At 63.1% G+C, this 14,270-nt stretch carries 17 protein-coding genes; 3 read left to right on the forward strand and 14 right to left on the reverse strand.

The features are described 5' to 3' along the window. Position 1: 1 nt before the first annotated feature. Genes KJJ24_RS02160 through KJJ24_RS15065 form a run of 3 tightly spaced genes read right to left on the reverse strand, consistent with a single transcriptional unit; the run spans position 2 to position 2,921 of the window. Complete coding sequence (locus tag KJJ24_RS02160) at positions 2 to 1,864, reverse strand: NAD(P)H-quinone oxidoreductase subunit F (protein WP_214340561.1); 1,863 nt, start codon at positions 1,862 to 1,864, stop codon at positions 2 to 4. Beyond that, a complete protein-coding gene (locus KJJ24_RS02165; protein ID WP_250544867.1) occupies positions 1,861 to 2,367 on the reverse strand; it encodes a ferritin-like domain-containing protein in 507 nt (168 codons plus the stop codon). The genes KJJ24_RS02160 and KJJ24_RS02165 overlap by 4 nt, the downstream gene beginning before the upstream one ends. A gap of 5 nt (positions 2,368 to 2,372) precedes the next feature. Further along, a complete protein-coding gene (locus tag KJJ24_RS15065) occupies positions 2,373 to 2,921 on the reverse strand; it encodes a BMC domain-containing protein (RefSeq protein ID WP_305803598.1) in 549 nt (182 codons plus the stop codon). Here KJJ24_RS15065 and KJJ24_RS02180 point away from each other — a divergent pair. Further along, positions 2,839 to 3,024 carry a hypothetical protein gene (locus KJJ24_RS02180; protein WP_214340568.1) on the forward strand — a complete coding sequence of 62 codons (186 nt, stop codon included), beginning with the start codon at positions 2,839 to 2,841 and terminating at the stop codon, positions 3,022 to 3,024. The genes KJJ24_RS15065 and KJJ24_RS02180 overlap by 83 nt on opposite strands. Before the next feature lie 83 nt (positions 3,025 to 3,107). Here KJJ24_RS02180 and KJJ24_RS02185 read toward each other — a convergent pair whose 3' ends face one another. The 9 genes from KJJ24_RS02185 to KJJ24_RS02225 all read right to left on the reverse strand — a co-directional run bounded on the left by KJJ24_RS02185 (position 3,108) and on the right by KJJ24_RS02225 (position 11,639). Continuing rightward, the gene (locus tag KJJ24_RS02185) at positions 3,108 to 3,359 is read right to left on the reverse strand and encodes a carboxysome peptide B (RefSeq protein ID WP_214340570.1); all 252 of its coding nucleotides are present in this window, start codon (positions 3,357 to 3,359) and stop codon (positions 3,108 to 3,110) included. Next, positions 3,359 to 3,673, reverse strand: a complete 315-nt coding sequence (locus KJJ24_RS02190) for a carboxysome peptide A (RefSeq protein WP_214340572.1) — start codon at positions 3,671 to 3,673, stop codon at positions 3,359 to 3,361. Before KJJ24_RS02190 ends, KJJ24_RS02185 begins: the two co-directional genes overlap by 1 nt. Position 3,674: 1 nt before the next feature. Further along, positions 3,675 to 5,396 carry a carboxysome shell carbonic anhydrase gene (locus tag KJJ24_RS02195; protein WP_250544868.1) on the reverse strand — a complete coding sequence of 574 codons (1,722 nt, stop codon included), beginning with the start codon at positions 5,394 to 5,396 and terminating at the stop codon, positions 3,675 to 3,677. Positions 5,397 to 5,409: 13 nt separating this feature from the next. Continuing rightward, a complete protein-coding gene (locus KJJ24_RS02200) occupies positions 5,410 to 7,764 on the reverse strand; it encodes a CsoS2 family carboxysome shell protein (RefSeq protein ID WP_214340574.1) in 2,355 nt (784 codons plus the stop codon). A 162-nt stretch (positions 7,765 to 7,926) separates the two neighbouring features. Beyond that, positions 7,927 to 8,268, reverse strand: coding sequence for a ribulose bisphosphate carboxylase small subunit (locus tag KJJ24_RS02205; protein WP_214340576.1), 342 nt, complete (start codon positions 8,266 to 8,268; stop codon positions 7,927 to 7,929). Positions 8,269 to 8,349: 81 nt separating this feature from the next. Next, positions 8,350 to 9,762, reverse strand: a complete 1,413-nt coding sequence (locus KJJ24_RS02210) for a form I ribulose bisphosphate carboxylase large subunit (protein WP_214340578.1) — start codon at positions 9,760 to 9,762, stop codon at positions 8,350 to 8,352. 71 nt (positions 9,763 to 9,833) lie between these two features. Then, complete coding sequence (locus tag KJJ24_RS02215) at positions 9,834 to 10,148, reverse strand: BMC domain-containing protein (protein ID WP_094587519.1); 315 nt, start codon at positions 10,146 to 10,148, stop codon at positions 9,834 to 9,836. Between the two features lie 226 nt (positions 10,149 to 10,374). Continuing rightward, entirely contained in the window at positions 10,375 to 10,656 is a 282-nt protein-coding gene (locus KJJ24_RS02220) for a P-II family nitrogen regulator (protein WP_214340579.1), read from the reverse strand. Further along, a complete protein-coding gene (locus KJJ24_RS02225) occupies positions 10,653 to 11,639 on the reverse strand; it encodes a sodium-dependent bicarbonate transport family permease (protein ID WP_214340580.1) in 987 nt (328 codons plus the stop codon). The genes KJJ24_RS02220 and KJJ24_RS02225 overlap by 4 nt, the downstream gene beginning before the upstream one ends. Positions 11,640 to 11,873: 234 nt before the next feature. On the opposite strand from KJJ24_RS02225, the gene rdgB reads away from it, so the two are divergent. Beyond that, positions 11,874 to 12,470 carry an RdgB/HAM1 family non-canonical purine NTP pyrophosphatase gene (gene rdgB / locus KJJ24_RS02230; protein ID WP_214340581.1) on the forward strand — a complete coding sequence of 199 codons (597 nt, stop codon included), beginning with the start codon at positions 11,874 to 11,876 and terminating at the stop codon, positions 12,468 to 12,470. A gap of 1 nt (position 12,471) precedes the next feature. Here the strand turns inward: rdgB and KJJ24_RS02235 are convergent, their stop codons facing one another. Beyond that, positions 12,472 to 13,206: a BMC domain-containing protein gene (locus KJJ24_RS02235; protein WP_250544978.1), complete on the reverse strand. Its 735-nt coding sequence runs from the start codon at positions 13,204 to 13,206 to the stop codon at positions 12,472 to 12,474. Between the two features lie 245 nt (positions 13,207 to 13,451). Here KJJ24_RS02235 and KJJ24_RS02240 point away from each other — a divergent pair, with 245 nt between their 5' ends. Continuing rightward, positions 13,452 to 13,865, forward strand: a complete 414-nt coding sequence (locus tag KJJ24_RS02240) for a hypothetical protein (protein WP_214340582.1) — start codon at positions 13,452 to 13,454, stop codon at positions 13,863 to 13,865. Between the two features lie 5 nt (positions 13,866 to 13,870). Here the strand turns inward: KJJ24_RS02240 and KJJ24_RS02245 are convergent, their stop codons facing one another. Then, positions 13,871 to 14,254 (reverse strand): hypothetical protein, encoded by a 384-nt coding sequence (locus KJJ24_RS02245; protein ID WP_214340583.1) that lies wholly within the window; start codon positions 14,252 to 14,254, stop codon positions 13,871 to 13,873. Positions 14,255 to 14,270: the final 16 nt, after the last annotated feature.

Below are 14,270 nucleotides of genomic sequence, written 5' to 3' on the forward strand. Positions count from 1 at the left end.
TTCAGCCCACGCCTCGCAACACCTGCAGTGAGCCGATGAAGAGCACCACAGCCACGATCACTGTGAGCACATAGCTCTGCAATTGGCCGCTCACGCTGAGCTTCAGCCCCTCCGCCGTGGCGAGTGAGACACGCCCCAGTCCATCCGCAGCGCCCTTGATCACGGTGATGTCAAACCAGCGGGTGAAGCGTGCCAGTGAGGCCACCAGGGCCACAATCGTGCGCCGGTAAATCTCAGGGGTATAAAAGTCGTAGGCGAGCAGGTTTTGCACCAGGCGCACGTTGGGTTGGCGGGAGCGTGACCAGAAGGCATCGAGAGGGGTGAGCGACCCGAGCACCACGCCCACCACACCACTGGCCACTACTGCAATGGCAACGGGTATCGAGAACGAGGCGATGCCCGGCACCGGATCGATGCGCTGCATGATCAGGGGGAGCAACAGCACGATCACCGTGAGGCTCACCATGGGCAAGGCCATCAACCAGTTGGCTTCCGGTGCACGTTTGGTCTTCGGCAGGGCCGGCCCGAGGAACAGTGAGCGATACACGCGGGTCACATTGGCGGCCGCCAGCACGTTGGTGAGCAGGAACACTGCTGCGAAGGCCGGTGCCAGATGACGGAAGTCTTCCACCAGCAAGCCGTAGCACCAGAAACCGCCCAGAGGGAGGAGGCCCACCACGCCGGCACTGCCGACCAGGAAGGCCGTTGCCGTTGCAGGCATGCGTGTGCCTAGACCCCCGAGCTCGGTCAGGTCTTGGCAGTTGGTGGTGGCAATGATGCTGCCAACACTCATGAACTGAAGCGCTCGGGCTAGGCCATGAGCAAACAGAAGCAGCAGGGCCAGACCCGGCTGCTGCAGGGCAATGGCGATAAACACCAGGCCCAAATAAGACGTTGTGGAGTAACTGAATGCGCGCTTGAGATCCACCTGGGCGATCGCCACCAGGCCTCCCCCGATCGCGCTGATCGTGCCCACCGCCAGGAGCACATCGGTGGCGATCGGTGAGAGGGCCACCACTGGCATCAGCTTGAGCAGCACGATTGCTCCGCACGTCACCACCACGGAGTTGCGCAGAATCGAGGCAGGGTTAGGACCCTCCATCGCCTCATCCAGCCAGAGGTGCATCGGGAATTGAGCGCATTTGCCCATCGGACCGGCAATCAGGCCCAGCCCTAGCAGCGTTCCGGCCAGTGGGCTGATCAGGTTGTGGTCTCTGGCCTCCGCTGCCCAGGCATAGAGATCGTTGAATTCCATCGAACCGGCCCAGGCCGAGATCGCCACCACGCCCATCAGCAGCAACACATCTCCCACCCGTTTGGTGAGGAAGGCATCGCGGGCGGCTGTGACCACTAAGGGCTGGGCGTACCAGAAGCCCACCAGCAGATAGGTGGACAGGGTGAGCATCTCCAGCAGGAAATAGCTCATAAACAGATTGCTACTCAGCACCACACCAGCCATGGCCCCTTCAAAGAAGCCCACCAAGGCGTAGAAGCGGGCCAGCGACCACTCTTTATCGAGATAACCCAGGGCGAACACCTGGGTGACCAGGCTCATGGTGGTGATCAGCTCCAGCGCCGCCAAATTGGTCAGCGAAAGGTCGAAGCCGATGCGTAGATCTAAATCGGCCGCTTGGAACCAGGGGAAGTCGAGGTGTTGGGGGCCAAGGCTCACCACCTCCGTGATGGCCAGGCTGCCGTGCAGCACCGCGAGCAGGGTGACCAGCAGGTTCAGATAGGCGGCAGGCCTGGGCCCATTGCGTTTGATCCAGCCTGTGGCCCAGGGCAAAGACAGCAGCATGCCGCTGAAGCCGTACAACGGCACCAGCCACATCAGCTGCAGCGGAAGCGGGAGGGCGTCGCTCAAAAGGTGGCTCTGGAGCGGCGATCGCGGCGATCGGCGTTGGTGGCGTAGAGGGCGTAACCGCGGCGGCGGCGGCCGCCCAGCTGCAGCAGCCAGGCTTCCAGGTCACGGCTGTGGTTCTGTTCGTCCTCCAAAAGTGCCTGGAAGAAGGCAGCATTGGCCTCATCGTGGATCACACGGCAGAAGCGAGATGCCTCGTCGTAGTGATCGATCAGTTGCTGCTCGAGCTCAGCATTGAGCTCGAGTAATCCCACGAGATCCGGCGCATGGCCCACCGGTTGGAGTTGGGAGGCGGCCGGAGCCACACCAAGCTGGAGCATGTGCTGAACAATGCGCTCGGCGTGTTGCATCTCCTCCACGGTTTCCTCACGGAAGCGCTCAGCGGAGGCCTCATCACCCCAGAGCCCCACCAAGGAGGCCTGGGTCATGTACTGCTGCACAGCTGTGAGCTCAAGGCTCAGGGCGCGGCCCAGATAGCCCAGGACGCGTGGATGCACGGCGTCCATGTTCATCAGGCGCGGCGGTTGTTGGTGCTAGCCAGCGCGGGCTCCACTTCGCCGTGGGGCCGGGCGATGATGTGGGCTGCCACCAAGCCGTCGCCCACACGCTCGCAGGCGTCAGCGCCGGCGCGCACAGCGGCATTGACGGCACCTGTTTCGCCACGCACCATCACGGTCACGTAGCCACCACCCACAAACTCCCGGGCGATCAGGCTCACCTCGGCAGCCTTGGTCATGGCATCAGCAGCCTCAATGGCTGGCACCAGACCGCGGGTTTCGATCATGCCGAGGGCAATGCCCTGAACGGAAGAGGCCATGGGGAAGAGGCTGCTGGAGGAAGACGAACGGTTGTTGCCACCACCACCGCCGGTGCTGCTGCCACTGCTGCCGCGGCCGGCGGCAGTGGAACTGCGGGTGGTGCTGGTGCTGGTGCTGGTGCTGCGGCGGCTGGCCGCGGGTTGACTGGCCACAGCTTTTGTGGTCACGGTCTGGGCGGTCACGGTGACGGCCGTGCTGCTGGTTGCGGCAGGCTTGGCCGCCGGAGCGGGAATGGCCGTCACGGGCGTGGTGGAGGTGGCAGCGGCTGGCGTGGCTGCCGGCTTACCGGAGGCCGAGGCGCTGGAAGCTCGGGATCGGGGAGTGGCCATGGCGGTGGTGGGCTGAGCCCGGTGGGAGGTCGCAGTGGAACGGGGTGGACCTGGCGATGTTCAGGGTTGAACGGTGCCGGGAGGAACGGGGTTGGTTCCTTAGCCGTCGGGCGACCAGTGGTCGATGATGCCCCCGATCGTGAGATCGGTGAACAGGTTGGCGTTGCCGGTGGCGTGGCGAGCGGCCGAACCACTCGCGGTGAACACCCAGTTGCCGGGAGAGGCGCCCACGGGGTCGCAGGCCACATTGAGCTTTCCTTTACTCGTGCGCAGGATGCGTAGGTTTTGGTGAGCAAAGCCCTCAACCCGTTGGGTGCACACCAGCGACCCCATCACCTGCATGATCTCCATTATTTGAGACCTCCACCGCTGCTGGGTGCAGCGGGGTTAGCTGGTTTGCCGGCAGCCATGTCCTTAGCGGCGTCGGGATCCCAGTGATCGATGATCCCCACGATTGTGAGGTCGCTGGGATAAGACTTGCTGCCTGCGGCTTCGCGGGCTGCTGAACTGCCCACGCAGATCACCCAGTCGCCTGGGATGGCTCCCACGGCATCCACGGCCACCTTTTGTGTGCTGCCATCGAGCACCACCTGAAGATGCTTGTGCTGGAAGTCAGCGATGCGGTTGGTGGAAACCAGTGGCTTCACCACTTTGCAAATCAACATCTCAGTGACCCCCTCCGGTGTTGAAGGTGATTGAGGAACTTACGGTTTCGGCCGGCACATGCCGATCGCGATCCCGCACGGTCAGCAAGGTATGCAGCAGGCCCTGCTGGCAGAGGTCGCTGTAGCGGGCTTCGATGGCGGTCTTGACCCGCTCGCAGTGGGTGATGGCTCGCTCGCGCGCACCCGGCACCCCACCGTGATAGTCGAAGCGGAGCACCACAGGAATCGGCAGCCCACGCGACACGTTGAGGCCCTTGAAGATCTTCACGCCCACATCAAGGTCGGGAGCGCCCTCTTCCACGGTGTCCATGTAGGCGAAATAGGTGAGGTTGCGCAGATGCACTTCCTTGAAGCCGATGCCCACGCCAATGAAGCGCTCGGCATGCCCGAAATCGCTGTAAGCCCCGCCGTGGTACTGACGCACGTAATCGATTTGGGAGATGTTGTGCTCCATGAGGCGGGCGATGAGCTTCACCATGCCTGCATCAGGTGCGGCTGCCGCGGCCTCCTGCACCATCGCTTCAATCCGCTGACGGCCCTGCTCGGCGTTGAGGCTGCGGGTGGCTTCGTACACATCGCGGGCATCAAGCCAGTGATCAAGATCTGTGCCGCCTTCGCTGCCTGGTACGTGCACGCGGATGGCATCGGTATCGGTATCCATCCCAACCAGCAACAGGTCGACTGACGCCCCACAGCAGAAGCTGTTCTCAACGGCCTGCTGGAAGTCTTTAAGGCGTTGCAGCCCTTGAGCAGCGGCCGCTTGATCGTCGCTGCCGTGGGCTGCGCAGCCCTCATGGCAGGGATCCTTCGAGCTGAAGTGATACACCACCACCTTGAGGTAGCGGGTCTCGCTGTGGGCGGGGTTGGGTCGACCCTCGCGATAGCGGCGGTGCTCGGTCTTCACCCAGCGATCCACCGTGTTTTCAACATCAAACATGGCGCCGGCGTGAGAGCGGCGTCGCACTGAGCTAAAAGGCAGTCGCAGCACGTAGGCGATGGCGTGAGCTAGGCGGCCATCGGCGCAGGGGGTGATGTCGAGCAGGTGAAAGCCACACTCGAGCAGAAACGTGTTGAACCGTTCGGCATCGGCGCTACCCGATTGAGCAGCCAGAGGATCGTCGTTGAAGAACGACAGGCTGCTCTGCTCGTACGCCTCAAACACACACCAGGCAAACAGGGTGCGCATGTCCAGTTGGCTGGTCCATGCGGTTTCCAGCACCGCTAGAGGCAGCTCATGGCCGAGCTCGGCCATGGCAACCCGCTGGGCTTGGCCGATGAACTCTGGTTCGTGCTGCAGCGCGGAAATGCGCTTGAGCACGGGCACGATGTGATCGAAGGCCCCGAGGGTGCGCTCCTCATAGGCCCGCAGCGCGGCATTGGCTTCGCCGTGGCTGAGGGGATGTAGACCGCCGGAGGAGGGGCGGATGACAACTTGGGCCGCCACAGGGCGAACCCGCCGGGTTGACCGGGATGAACCAGCGTCCACCTCAGGTTTGGGCCTGGTGGATGCAGCCTGCCGGCTGCTGCGGGAGTTGCCGGTGCGCGCACGACTCGCCAGTTCGCGCTGACGTAGCACCTTGCTCAGCGACGACGTGGGATTGAGTGCAGCCGGCTCCTGATCAGCCGTTGGTCCTGCCGGATTCGATTCCCCAGCGCTGTTGAATCGGCGTCGGGGAGCCGTTGGGCCCTGGGCCCGCTGGTTGATGGCGGTTCTCCGACGCATGTTCATGGTCTCCTCAGCCCCGGGCGCCGCCGGACACCGTGATCAGGGAACCCTGATCGGTGCTGCCGCTGGAGCCGGTGACCTTGTTGTTGGGAGGAGGAAGCTCCTGATTGCGCTTGTTTTGCTGACCGGGCATGCCGCTCATCGGACCGACGCGGGTGGGGTTACGGCGTCGGGCTGAGCTGCCCTCAGTGCCGGTCACGTGGTCGCCACGATCCCAGTCGTCGCCGGTGACTTTGGTACCCGATCCCTCGCCGGTCACTCGGGAGGTGGGGCGCAGATCCTCATCCATGCTCACAGGAGCAGAGCCAGCGGCGGCCAGACGTTGGCTGGCGCGACGGTCGAATCGGAATTGCTCCGTGCCGGTCACCTTGCCGCTGGCCATGTCAAAAGGGCCGGTGATCTTCCCGCCTTGCTCGTAGGTGCTGCCGGTGACCGCGCCGCTGCGTTCGCGTTCCACCTGTGCGGCACGGGCTGGTGATTGAACGCTGAACTGCTGCCAGGTGGCCTGGTTCAAGGGCTGGGGAAAATCGGCATCGCGGCTGGGCGCGGTGCCGCAGGCTGCAGCCTGTTGATCAGCACCCACATACGGGGTTCCGGTGACGTCTTCGCAGGCACCGCGCTCAGCCCCCGTCATCACGCCGCCAATTCCGGGTTGGATGCCGGTCATACGGTTGGCGTTGCGCACGGCGGTGCGCTCACGGGTGGCGCGTACTGCCTGGGCGTTGCAGAAGTCACCAGCCTGCTCAAGACCTGCGTAAGGGGTGCCGGTCACCACCTTGCAAGTGCCGGGCTCATCGCCGGTCACATTGGCGGAGCGGCCGGTGCGTGTACCGCTCACCACCTGATTTCGGTTGGTCACGCTGAAACCCACCTTGGCGGCTTCAGGGGCAGGGCGATTGCCACAGAACCCTTCGAATTGTTGGCTACCGATGTATTCGTCGCCGGTCACGATGCGGCAGCTTCCGGGCTCATCACCGGTGACGCGCTCGCTGCGACCCACCGCAGTGCCGGTAATGCCTGTGCCACGCAGGGTGTTGAAAGCATTCACCTTGGCTGGGGCCTGGCCGGTGGCGGGCAGTTCAGCGCCCAGGTATTGATCACCGGTGAGCTGGCGACCAGAACCGGGCTCATCACCGGTGACGCGCTCGCTGCGACCCACCATCACACCACTCACGGCCTGGCCACCGAGGGTTTGGCTTTGACCCACCTTGCGCACAGACGGCGTAGTGCCGCCGCAGTAGGTGGCGGACTGGTTGGCGGAGATGTATTCGGTGCCGGTGACTTGCTTACAGGTGCCGGGCTCATCGCCGGTGACCTTTTCACTGCGGCCTACTTCGTTGCCGGTCACCCGGTTGCCGTGGCTGGTGGCGCTGACACGCACCTTGGCTGGTTGAACCGGTGCAGCGGGCTTGGTGCCGCAGAACGTTTGGAACACTTCAGCGCCGAGGTATTCGGTGCCGGTGATGGAGCGGCAGGTGGCGGCTTCATTGCCGGTGGTCTTCACCGAACGGTTGGCCTGCGTGCCGGTGACGGTCTGGCCGGAAAGGGTCTCGCTCACGCCTACTTTCCAGGAGGCATCGGCGGCAGCGGCTTGCTTGGCGCCGTGGCGGTTGGGGCCGCTCGGGCGGGTGCCGCTGTTGCGTGCGTTGCCAGCAGCGCCGGTCTTGCTCTTGAGCTCGCGCACCTTCTGGGCCAGCTCGCGGGCGCTGAGATCGGGGTTGATCTGGCGTGCCACAGCGGCGGCGCCACTCTTGCTTGTGCTGCTAGCTGATTTGCCACGCTTGGAGAGCGCCTCGCGGCGGGCCAGCACCAAGGCGCGGCTGGGGTTGTGCTGCGCAGCTGCCTTGCGGGTGGCAGGGCGATTAACGCTGGTATTGGTGGAGCCTGAGCGGCTGGTCAAAGACAGGCTTGCGGCCTGGCTGCGGTTGTTGTGGGCAGTGTCGTGCTCTTGACACTTGCATTTGTGCTCAGTCGCCGCGGTTTTAGGAGCTTCTTTCGGAGCCTCCTTCGCCAAATCTGTACGCGTGCGATCGCGCGATTGAGACGCTCGCTTGCCACCGCGTGCAAGGGCCTCCCGCCGAGCCAAAACCAGGTCGCGGCTGGGATTGCTCACGCGCTTGGGGGTAGAAGTGCTGCGCACGGGCGTTGTGGTCGGAGCACGCAAGCTGCGACTGGCCTGAGGAACGACCGCAGCGGACGACGTTGGCGCTGCAGCCGGAGCGGCCTGGGTGCGGGTGGGGCGGGCATCCGCTGCGGTGCGCACGCGCCCACCGCCTGAACTCACACGGCTGGAGGCTTTCTTGCCTCCGTCAGTGAGGGCCTTACGGCGCTCCAGGGCTGCTTCGCGACTCGATTTGGTGGCCATGTCCGCCCGGCGTATGGAATGACTGGGGTTGCAGCACGACCTGCCCTGTGATTGCACAGGCCTGCAGGACGTTGCAAGAAAAATACCGATCGCTGACTAGAACGATCAGTGCAAAAAGGTGTGGTCCCGGATAAACCGGGACCTAAGTCGACAGGCGCTGAATCAGCGGCCTTCGAACACCACGAAGCAAGCGCCTTGGCTCTGGGTGTAGGCGTCGTAGCCCACGAGACGCACGTGATGGTCGGGGTATGCGCGATGGCAGGCCTCGAGTTCGTTCACGATGACGCTCAGATCCTTCTCACCGAAGAAGGGCAGCTTCCAATAAGACCAATAAGTGGCCATGGAGTTGCTGGGGTGGACGTGCTCGACGAGCGGGCTCCAACCCTGGGCAATGATGTACGCGATCTGGTCATAGATCTCGTCCTGGGTCATCGGCGGGAGGAAGCCGAAGGTCTCCAGGGTGGCGACTGTTTGGTAGTCACCCACGGTGCTCTTGAAAGGCATGGGGTTCCTTGAGATGGATGGAATGAATGCTTGGGAGGGAAACAACAAGGTGTTGCTTCCCAATTCCCGTTAGCGATTGGCTCAGTTGACGTCGAGCTTGTCGACGGTGTCGAACTCGAACTTGATTTCCTTCCAGGTCTCGAGAGCGATGGCCAGCTCAGGGCTGTGCTTCGCGGCTTCCATGAGGATGTCGCGGCCTTCGCGCTCGATTTCGCGACCGGCATTGCGTGCTTTGACGCAGGCTTCGAGAGCCACGCGGTTCGCAGCAGCACCAGCAGCGGAACCCCAGGGGTGACCGTGGGTACCACCACCGAACTGGAGCACGGAATCGTCGCCAAAGATGCTCACCAGCGCGGGCATGTGCCACACGTGGATACCGCCGGAGGCCACGGCGAACACGCCGCCCATGGAACCCCAATCTTGATCGAAGAAGTTACCGCGGCTGCGATCTTCGGGAACGAAGGATTCACGCAGCTGGTCGATGTAGCCGAGGGTCGACTGACGGTCACCCTCGAGCTTGCCCACCACGGTGCCGGTGTGGAGTTGGTCACCACCGGAGAGACGCAGGCACTTAGCCAGCACACGGAAGTGAATGCCGTGCTTGGGGTGACGGTCGATCACCGCGTGCATGGCACGGTGAATGTGCAGCAGCATGCCGTTCTTCCGGCACCACTTCGCCAGACCGGTGTTGGCCGTGAAGCCACCGGTGATGTAGTCGTGCATGATGATCGGCTGGCCGAGTTCTTTGGCGAACTCAGCGCGCTCGTACATCTCCTCGGGGGTCGCTGCCGTGCAGTTGAGGTAGTGACCCTTTTTCTCGCCGGTTTCTTGTTCCGACAGCTTCACAGCTTCGGCCACGAACTCGAAACGGTTCTGCCAGCGCTGGAAGGGCTGCGAGTTGATGTTCTCGTCGTCCTTGGTGAAGTCGAGGCCGCCGCGAAGGCACTCATACACCACACGGCCGTAGTTCTTGCCGCTCAGGCCGAGCTTCGGCTTGATGGTGCAACCCAGCAGGGGACGGCCGTACTTGTTCATACGGTCGCGTTCGACCTGGATGCCGTTCGGGGGACCCATGCAGGTCTTGATGAACGCCATCGGGAAGCGGATGTCTTCCAGACGCAGGTGACGCAGCGCCTTGAAACCGAACACGTTGCCGACCAGGGAGGTCAGCACGTTGGTGACAGAACCCTCTTCGAAGAGATCGAGGGGGTAGGCGATGAAGGCATAGAAGGCTTCCTTGTCGCCAGGAACGTCTTCGATGCGGTAGCAGCGGCCCTTGTAGAAGTCGAGGTCGGTGAGGAGCTCGGACCACACAGTGGACCAGGTGCCGGTGGAGGATTCAGCAGCCACAGCAGCGGCAACTTCTTCCTTAGGCACACCTTCCTGGCCGGTGCACTTAAAGCAAGCCAGCAGGTCGGTGTCGAGGGGAACGTAATCAGGAGTCCAATACGTGTCGCGGTACTCCTTAACCCCAGCGTCGTACTTCTTAGCCATGGAGGATCTCCGGGTGGGTCGAGGGAAATGAGTCAGAGAATGGAGCGGCCCTCAAGGGCGCGCTTCAGGCCTCAGTCCTTCGAACCAACGAAGCCGGCGCTGCTGTTCAGAGCAGGCTCCACTTCACGGTGGGGGCGAGCAATGATGTGAGCAGCAACCAGGCCATCACCCACGCGCTCGCAGGCATCAGCGCCGGCACGAACGGCAGCGTTCACAGCGCCGGTTTCGCCACGGACGAGCACGGTGACGTAACCGCCGCCCACGAATTCGCGGCCAATCAGGCGCACTTCGGCGGCCTTGGTCATGGCGTCAGCGGCCTCGATCGCGGGCACGAGACCCCGGGTCTCGATCATGCCGAGGGCGATGCCCATGGTTTCGTTAGCCATTACCTGCTCCTGGAGGAGGGGTGGAATGTTCGCCTGCAACCTTGCTCGCCAGCTCAACCTCCCGTCAAGCCATTTGGGGACTCTTCACGATCACTGTCTTCGCTGCCGCTGATAAGCGGCGCTGATCAGTGCGTTACAAACCTTTGGGAATGCTTCTTGTGATCGGCCCAAGACCTCTTGGAATCGTTGTGCTCGGCACTGTTTTTGCCGCTGGGTTGCCTCCGGATCAAAACGGTTCTGCATCGGAGACGAAGCCAACTCCGCCGTAGCGATTCAGCAGCGGCCGCACGCCATCCCGCAGTGGAGCGAGCAGGTCGGGCCTGCAGAACACCACCACGTGAGCATTCGCCCCCACGCCGCTGAACGCCAGGCTTTCCGAGACGGTGCCCCGAGGGCCTTTGCCCGTGACCTGCTTGATCACGGTGTAGCCACTGCAGCCGGCTCGATCAATGGCCTGCAACACCGCCTCCAGTTCCCGTTCGCTGAAGATCAGATCCACACGCTTCATGGCTGCAACCGATTCACCAGGGCCATGTACAGGGGAATCCCTACGGAAATGTTGAAAGGGAAGGTCACCCCCAGGGCCGTCGAGATGTAGAAGCTTGGATTGGCTTCGGGCACCGTCATCCGCATGGCTGCTGGAACAGCGATGTAAGACGCGCTAGCGCAAAGCACCACGAACAAAAGCCCATTGCCTTGGCCCAGCTGCAGACCCCTGGCGATGAAAGCTCCAAGCAGCGCGTTAACGAGCGGCATCAACAACGCGAAGCCAATCAGAAAGGCCCCTGCTTGTTTGAGATCCCGCAACCGCTGAGCCGCCACGATGCCCATGTCGAGCAGGAAGAAGCTCAGGGCGCCATAAAACAGCTTGTCGGTGAAGGGGAGCATTTTTTCGGCGCCCTGGGGACTGTTGGCTGCGGTGAGCACACCCACCAGCAAGCTGCCCACCAGCAGATACACCGATCCGTTGAGGAAGGATTCTTTGAGCACTGCGCCCCAGCGCATGGTCTCCGCGTCTGTCTTGCTGGTCGGCGTTGCCAGCTTCACCAGCAGCAATCCCACGATGATGGCTGGCGATTCCATCAGGGCCAGTGCCGCCACCATGAAGCCGTCGTGGTCGAGGCCGAGAGTGTCGAGGAAGCTTTCGGCGGTGATGAAAGTCACCGCACTGATCGAGCCGTAGGTGGCGGCGATGGCGGCGGCATTGAAGCCATCCACCTTCAGCCGCAGCAGCGCAAAGCCGTAGAGCGGCACCAGCATCGACATGGCCATGGCTGCCCCGATGGTGAGCAGCACCGTTTCGCTGAGGCCTGACTGCTGGAGCTCAAGGCCGCCCTTGAAGCCAATCGCCAGAAGTAGATACAGCGAGAACAGCTTTGGCAGCGGTGCTGGGATCTCCAGGTCGGAACCCAGGACGACCGCGAAGACCCCCAGGAAGAAAAACAGAACCGGCGGTGTGAGCAGGTTTTGCAGGATCAGGCTGGTGTCCAAGGCCGTGTTCGCTGCATCGGAAGCACGCTAGAGCGAGCGCGCCGTCCTGTTCGCGCACGCACACAGGTCGGGCGGCGGCTGTTGATTCAATCAGCAACCCTCCTTACGGTTGATCAGAGGCAGGAACCCCTGGAGTTTGTTTCGGGGGGTGGAATGTTCAACCCGTCCCTGCCTCCCCAATTCACTTGATCCCCATGGGTTCACAATGGGCCACCTGCTGTGGCTCAGGCCTTGATGCGCTCCTCTTCGATCCGGCCGCGGCTGGTGATCGCCAGCGGCAATGCCAGCAAGGTTGCTGAGATCAGCGCCATGCTCGACGCGGTAGGCCTGGATGTGCTTCAGCAGCCCGATGGCCTTGAGATTGAGGAAACCGGCAGCACGTATCTGGAAAACGCCCGCTTGAAGGCCTGCTCAGTGGCCCGCCTCACCGGCGCCTGGGCCTTGGCCGATGATTCGGGCCTGGAGGTTGATGCATTGGGTGGCGCTCCAGGGCTCTACTCAGCCCGCTACGCCCCCACGGATCACGAGCGCGTCCATCGCCTCTTGAAGGAGCTGGGAGAGACCCCCTATCGCAGCGCCAGCTTCAATAGCGCCATGGCCTTGGCTGATCCCAATGGTGATGCCGTGCTGGAGGCCCAGGGCATCTGTCGCGGAGAAATCCTCACGGCACCAGATGGTCACGGAGCTGGCTACGACCCGATTTTCTGGGTGCGTGAAGCGGGAATGACCTATGCCCGCATGGGGCAGCACCTCAAGAACAAGCTGGGTTCCCGTGGCAAAGCAGCCCGCACCCTGGCCCCTGATCTCAAGCGCTTGCTGGGGATCGGCTGATCTAGCGGGAGCGGCGGTTGATCTGCTCCACCGAGCGCATGGCCGCCGCGGCTGCTTCGTTCACATCCCCTTCCCACCCCGCCAGGGTGAGGCGCCCAAAAGCCCCCACCGCTTTCACATCCACAACGGTGATGTTGCTCGCTTTCTCCGCTTCGTTGGCCGCCAGCAGCACGTAGCCCGCGGGCTCGGTTTCCAGGATGTACATGCTCATCCCAGCTTGAATCATCGAACCGCGGCGGTTCTGACGGTTGATCAGCACAGCGTGGTCGGGTGTGATGGCTCGAATCACTTCGGTCCAGGTCACGCTGCAACGGGTGCGCTGCTCCACGCTGCTGCCGATGGCTTCCAGCACCACATCACCGGAATGGAGCACGTTGCTCTGATCACGGTGGTAGAGCGCCAGCGAGCCAAACGCCCGCTCCACCACCATTTGGCCAAGCCGCACAGTGCTCGCCTTCAGGGCGATATCTGTGACCCTGTGGACGGCCATGCCTGGGGATACCTCGAGCCACAGGCAGGCATCGCCTGGGATCGGCAAAAAGCCCTGGCTCACGGTTCCCATGTAGGCCGCCAGCTGCGGCTGCAGGGAATCAAGAAAAACGTAGGTGCGCAGCTCAATCGATTCCACCGCGCTGGCCTGGCTCACCAGCCGGGCCTCGCTATCGGTGGTGATCACGCAGCTGGCAGCCGAGGGGTGCAGTTCATCCAGCGGCGTGCCGCTGCCCCTGAAACCCACGTTGGTGCCGGTGATCTGCACAGCAGAGGAGCTTCGCCTTGGGATCCGCTGCGGCAAGGCGAGGCGTGCTCTCTAATGCGGCGCGATCTTACCGCCCTGATCCCAGTGCACAGTTGCTGACGCCGCGAATCCCTCGCGATCGAGGGCCTGGCCTTCCCTCGAAACCGAAGGATGAGTTGCGCCGCAATGGTCTTGCGCCTCCGGCCGCAGCCGGTACCGTCCGCGCATACACCGCAGGAGTGCCCGTGGCCGCTAAGCGTTCTGCATCCCCCGCCGCCAGCCAGGAGGCTGCTGACCTCAACGCTGAACAGGCTCTGGCCCTGGTGGGGATGGGCTTGATGCAGAAGATGGCCGCAAGCGGTGAGTTGCCGTGGGTGTGGCAAGAATCTGAAGATGGTGGCGCTTGTGACGTTGGAGCCCTGCGCCAACGCCTAGAGCTCACGCAGTTAGCCCTGCAGACCGGCGCACCCTTAAGCACTGCCGAGGTCACGTATCTGATGGGAGCCCGTCCTGGCGGTGCCGACGTGGAGCGCGGTGGCCTAAGGGCACGGCGCGTGAGCCGCAACGTGTGGAAGCTCAGCGAGGCCCGCGGCGCTGAGCGTCGCGGTGAGGTAACACCGTTTGGCAACTTCAACGATGGCCGTCGCCGCTTCGCCTGACGGCTTTACGGCAGTTCTCCACCGGTGCTGATTTCGCGGTCCCAGGCGGCGATCAGTTGATCCCTGAGCTGCATGGCCTGGTTTAGAGCGACGTCCAAGCCGCCCCACCAATTCACCAGGGCTACCGGTATGGGCATGGCATTGCATTCCAGTTCGAACGACTGGATCGTGTCGTCACCGTCCACCAGCACGGTGATCGAAAAGTCCAGTAGCCCCTGCTGCCAAGGGTGAAGCGTCACCGTGGTGATGTTGCCCAAGGCCACACAACCCACATCGATGGTCCACCAAGGACCAGCTGAGCCGCGCTGGTGGTGGATGTCTGGTCTGTCGATCTTCGGCCAGCCCCGCCGCACCAACTGCTGCAGCAGATCGTTGAGCGTGGAGCGCATCGGCCCTCCCTCCGCT

Source organism: Synechococcus sp. LA31, assembly GCF_018502385.1.
Taxonomy (GTDB): domain Bacteria; phylum Cyanobacteriota; class Cyanobacteriia; order PCC-6307; family Cyanobiaceae; genus Vulcanococcus.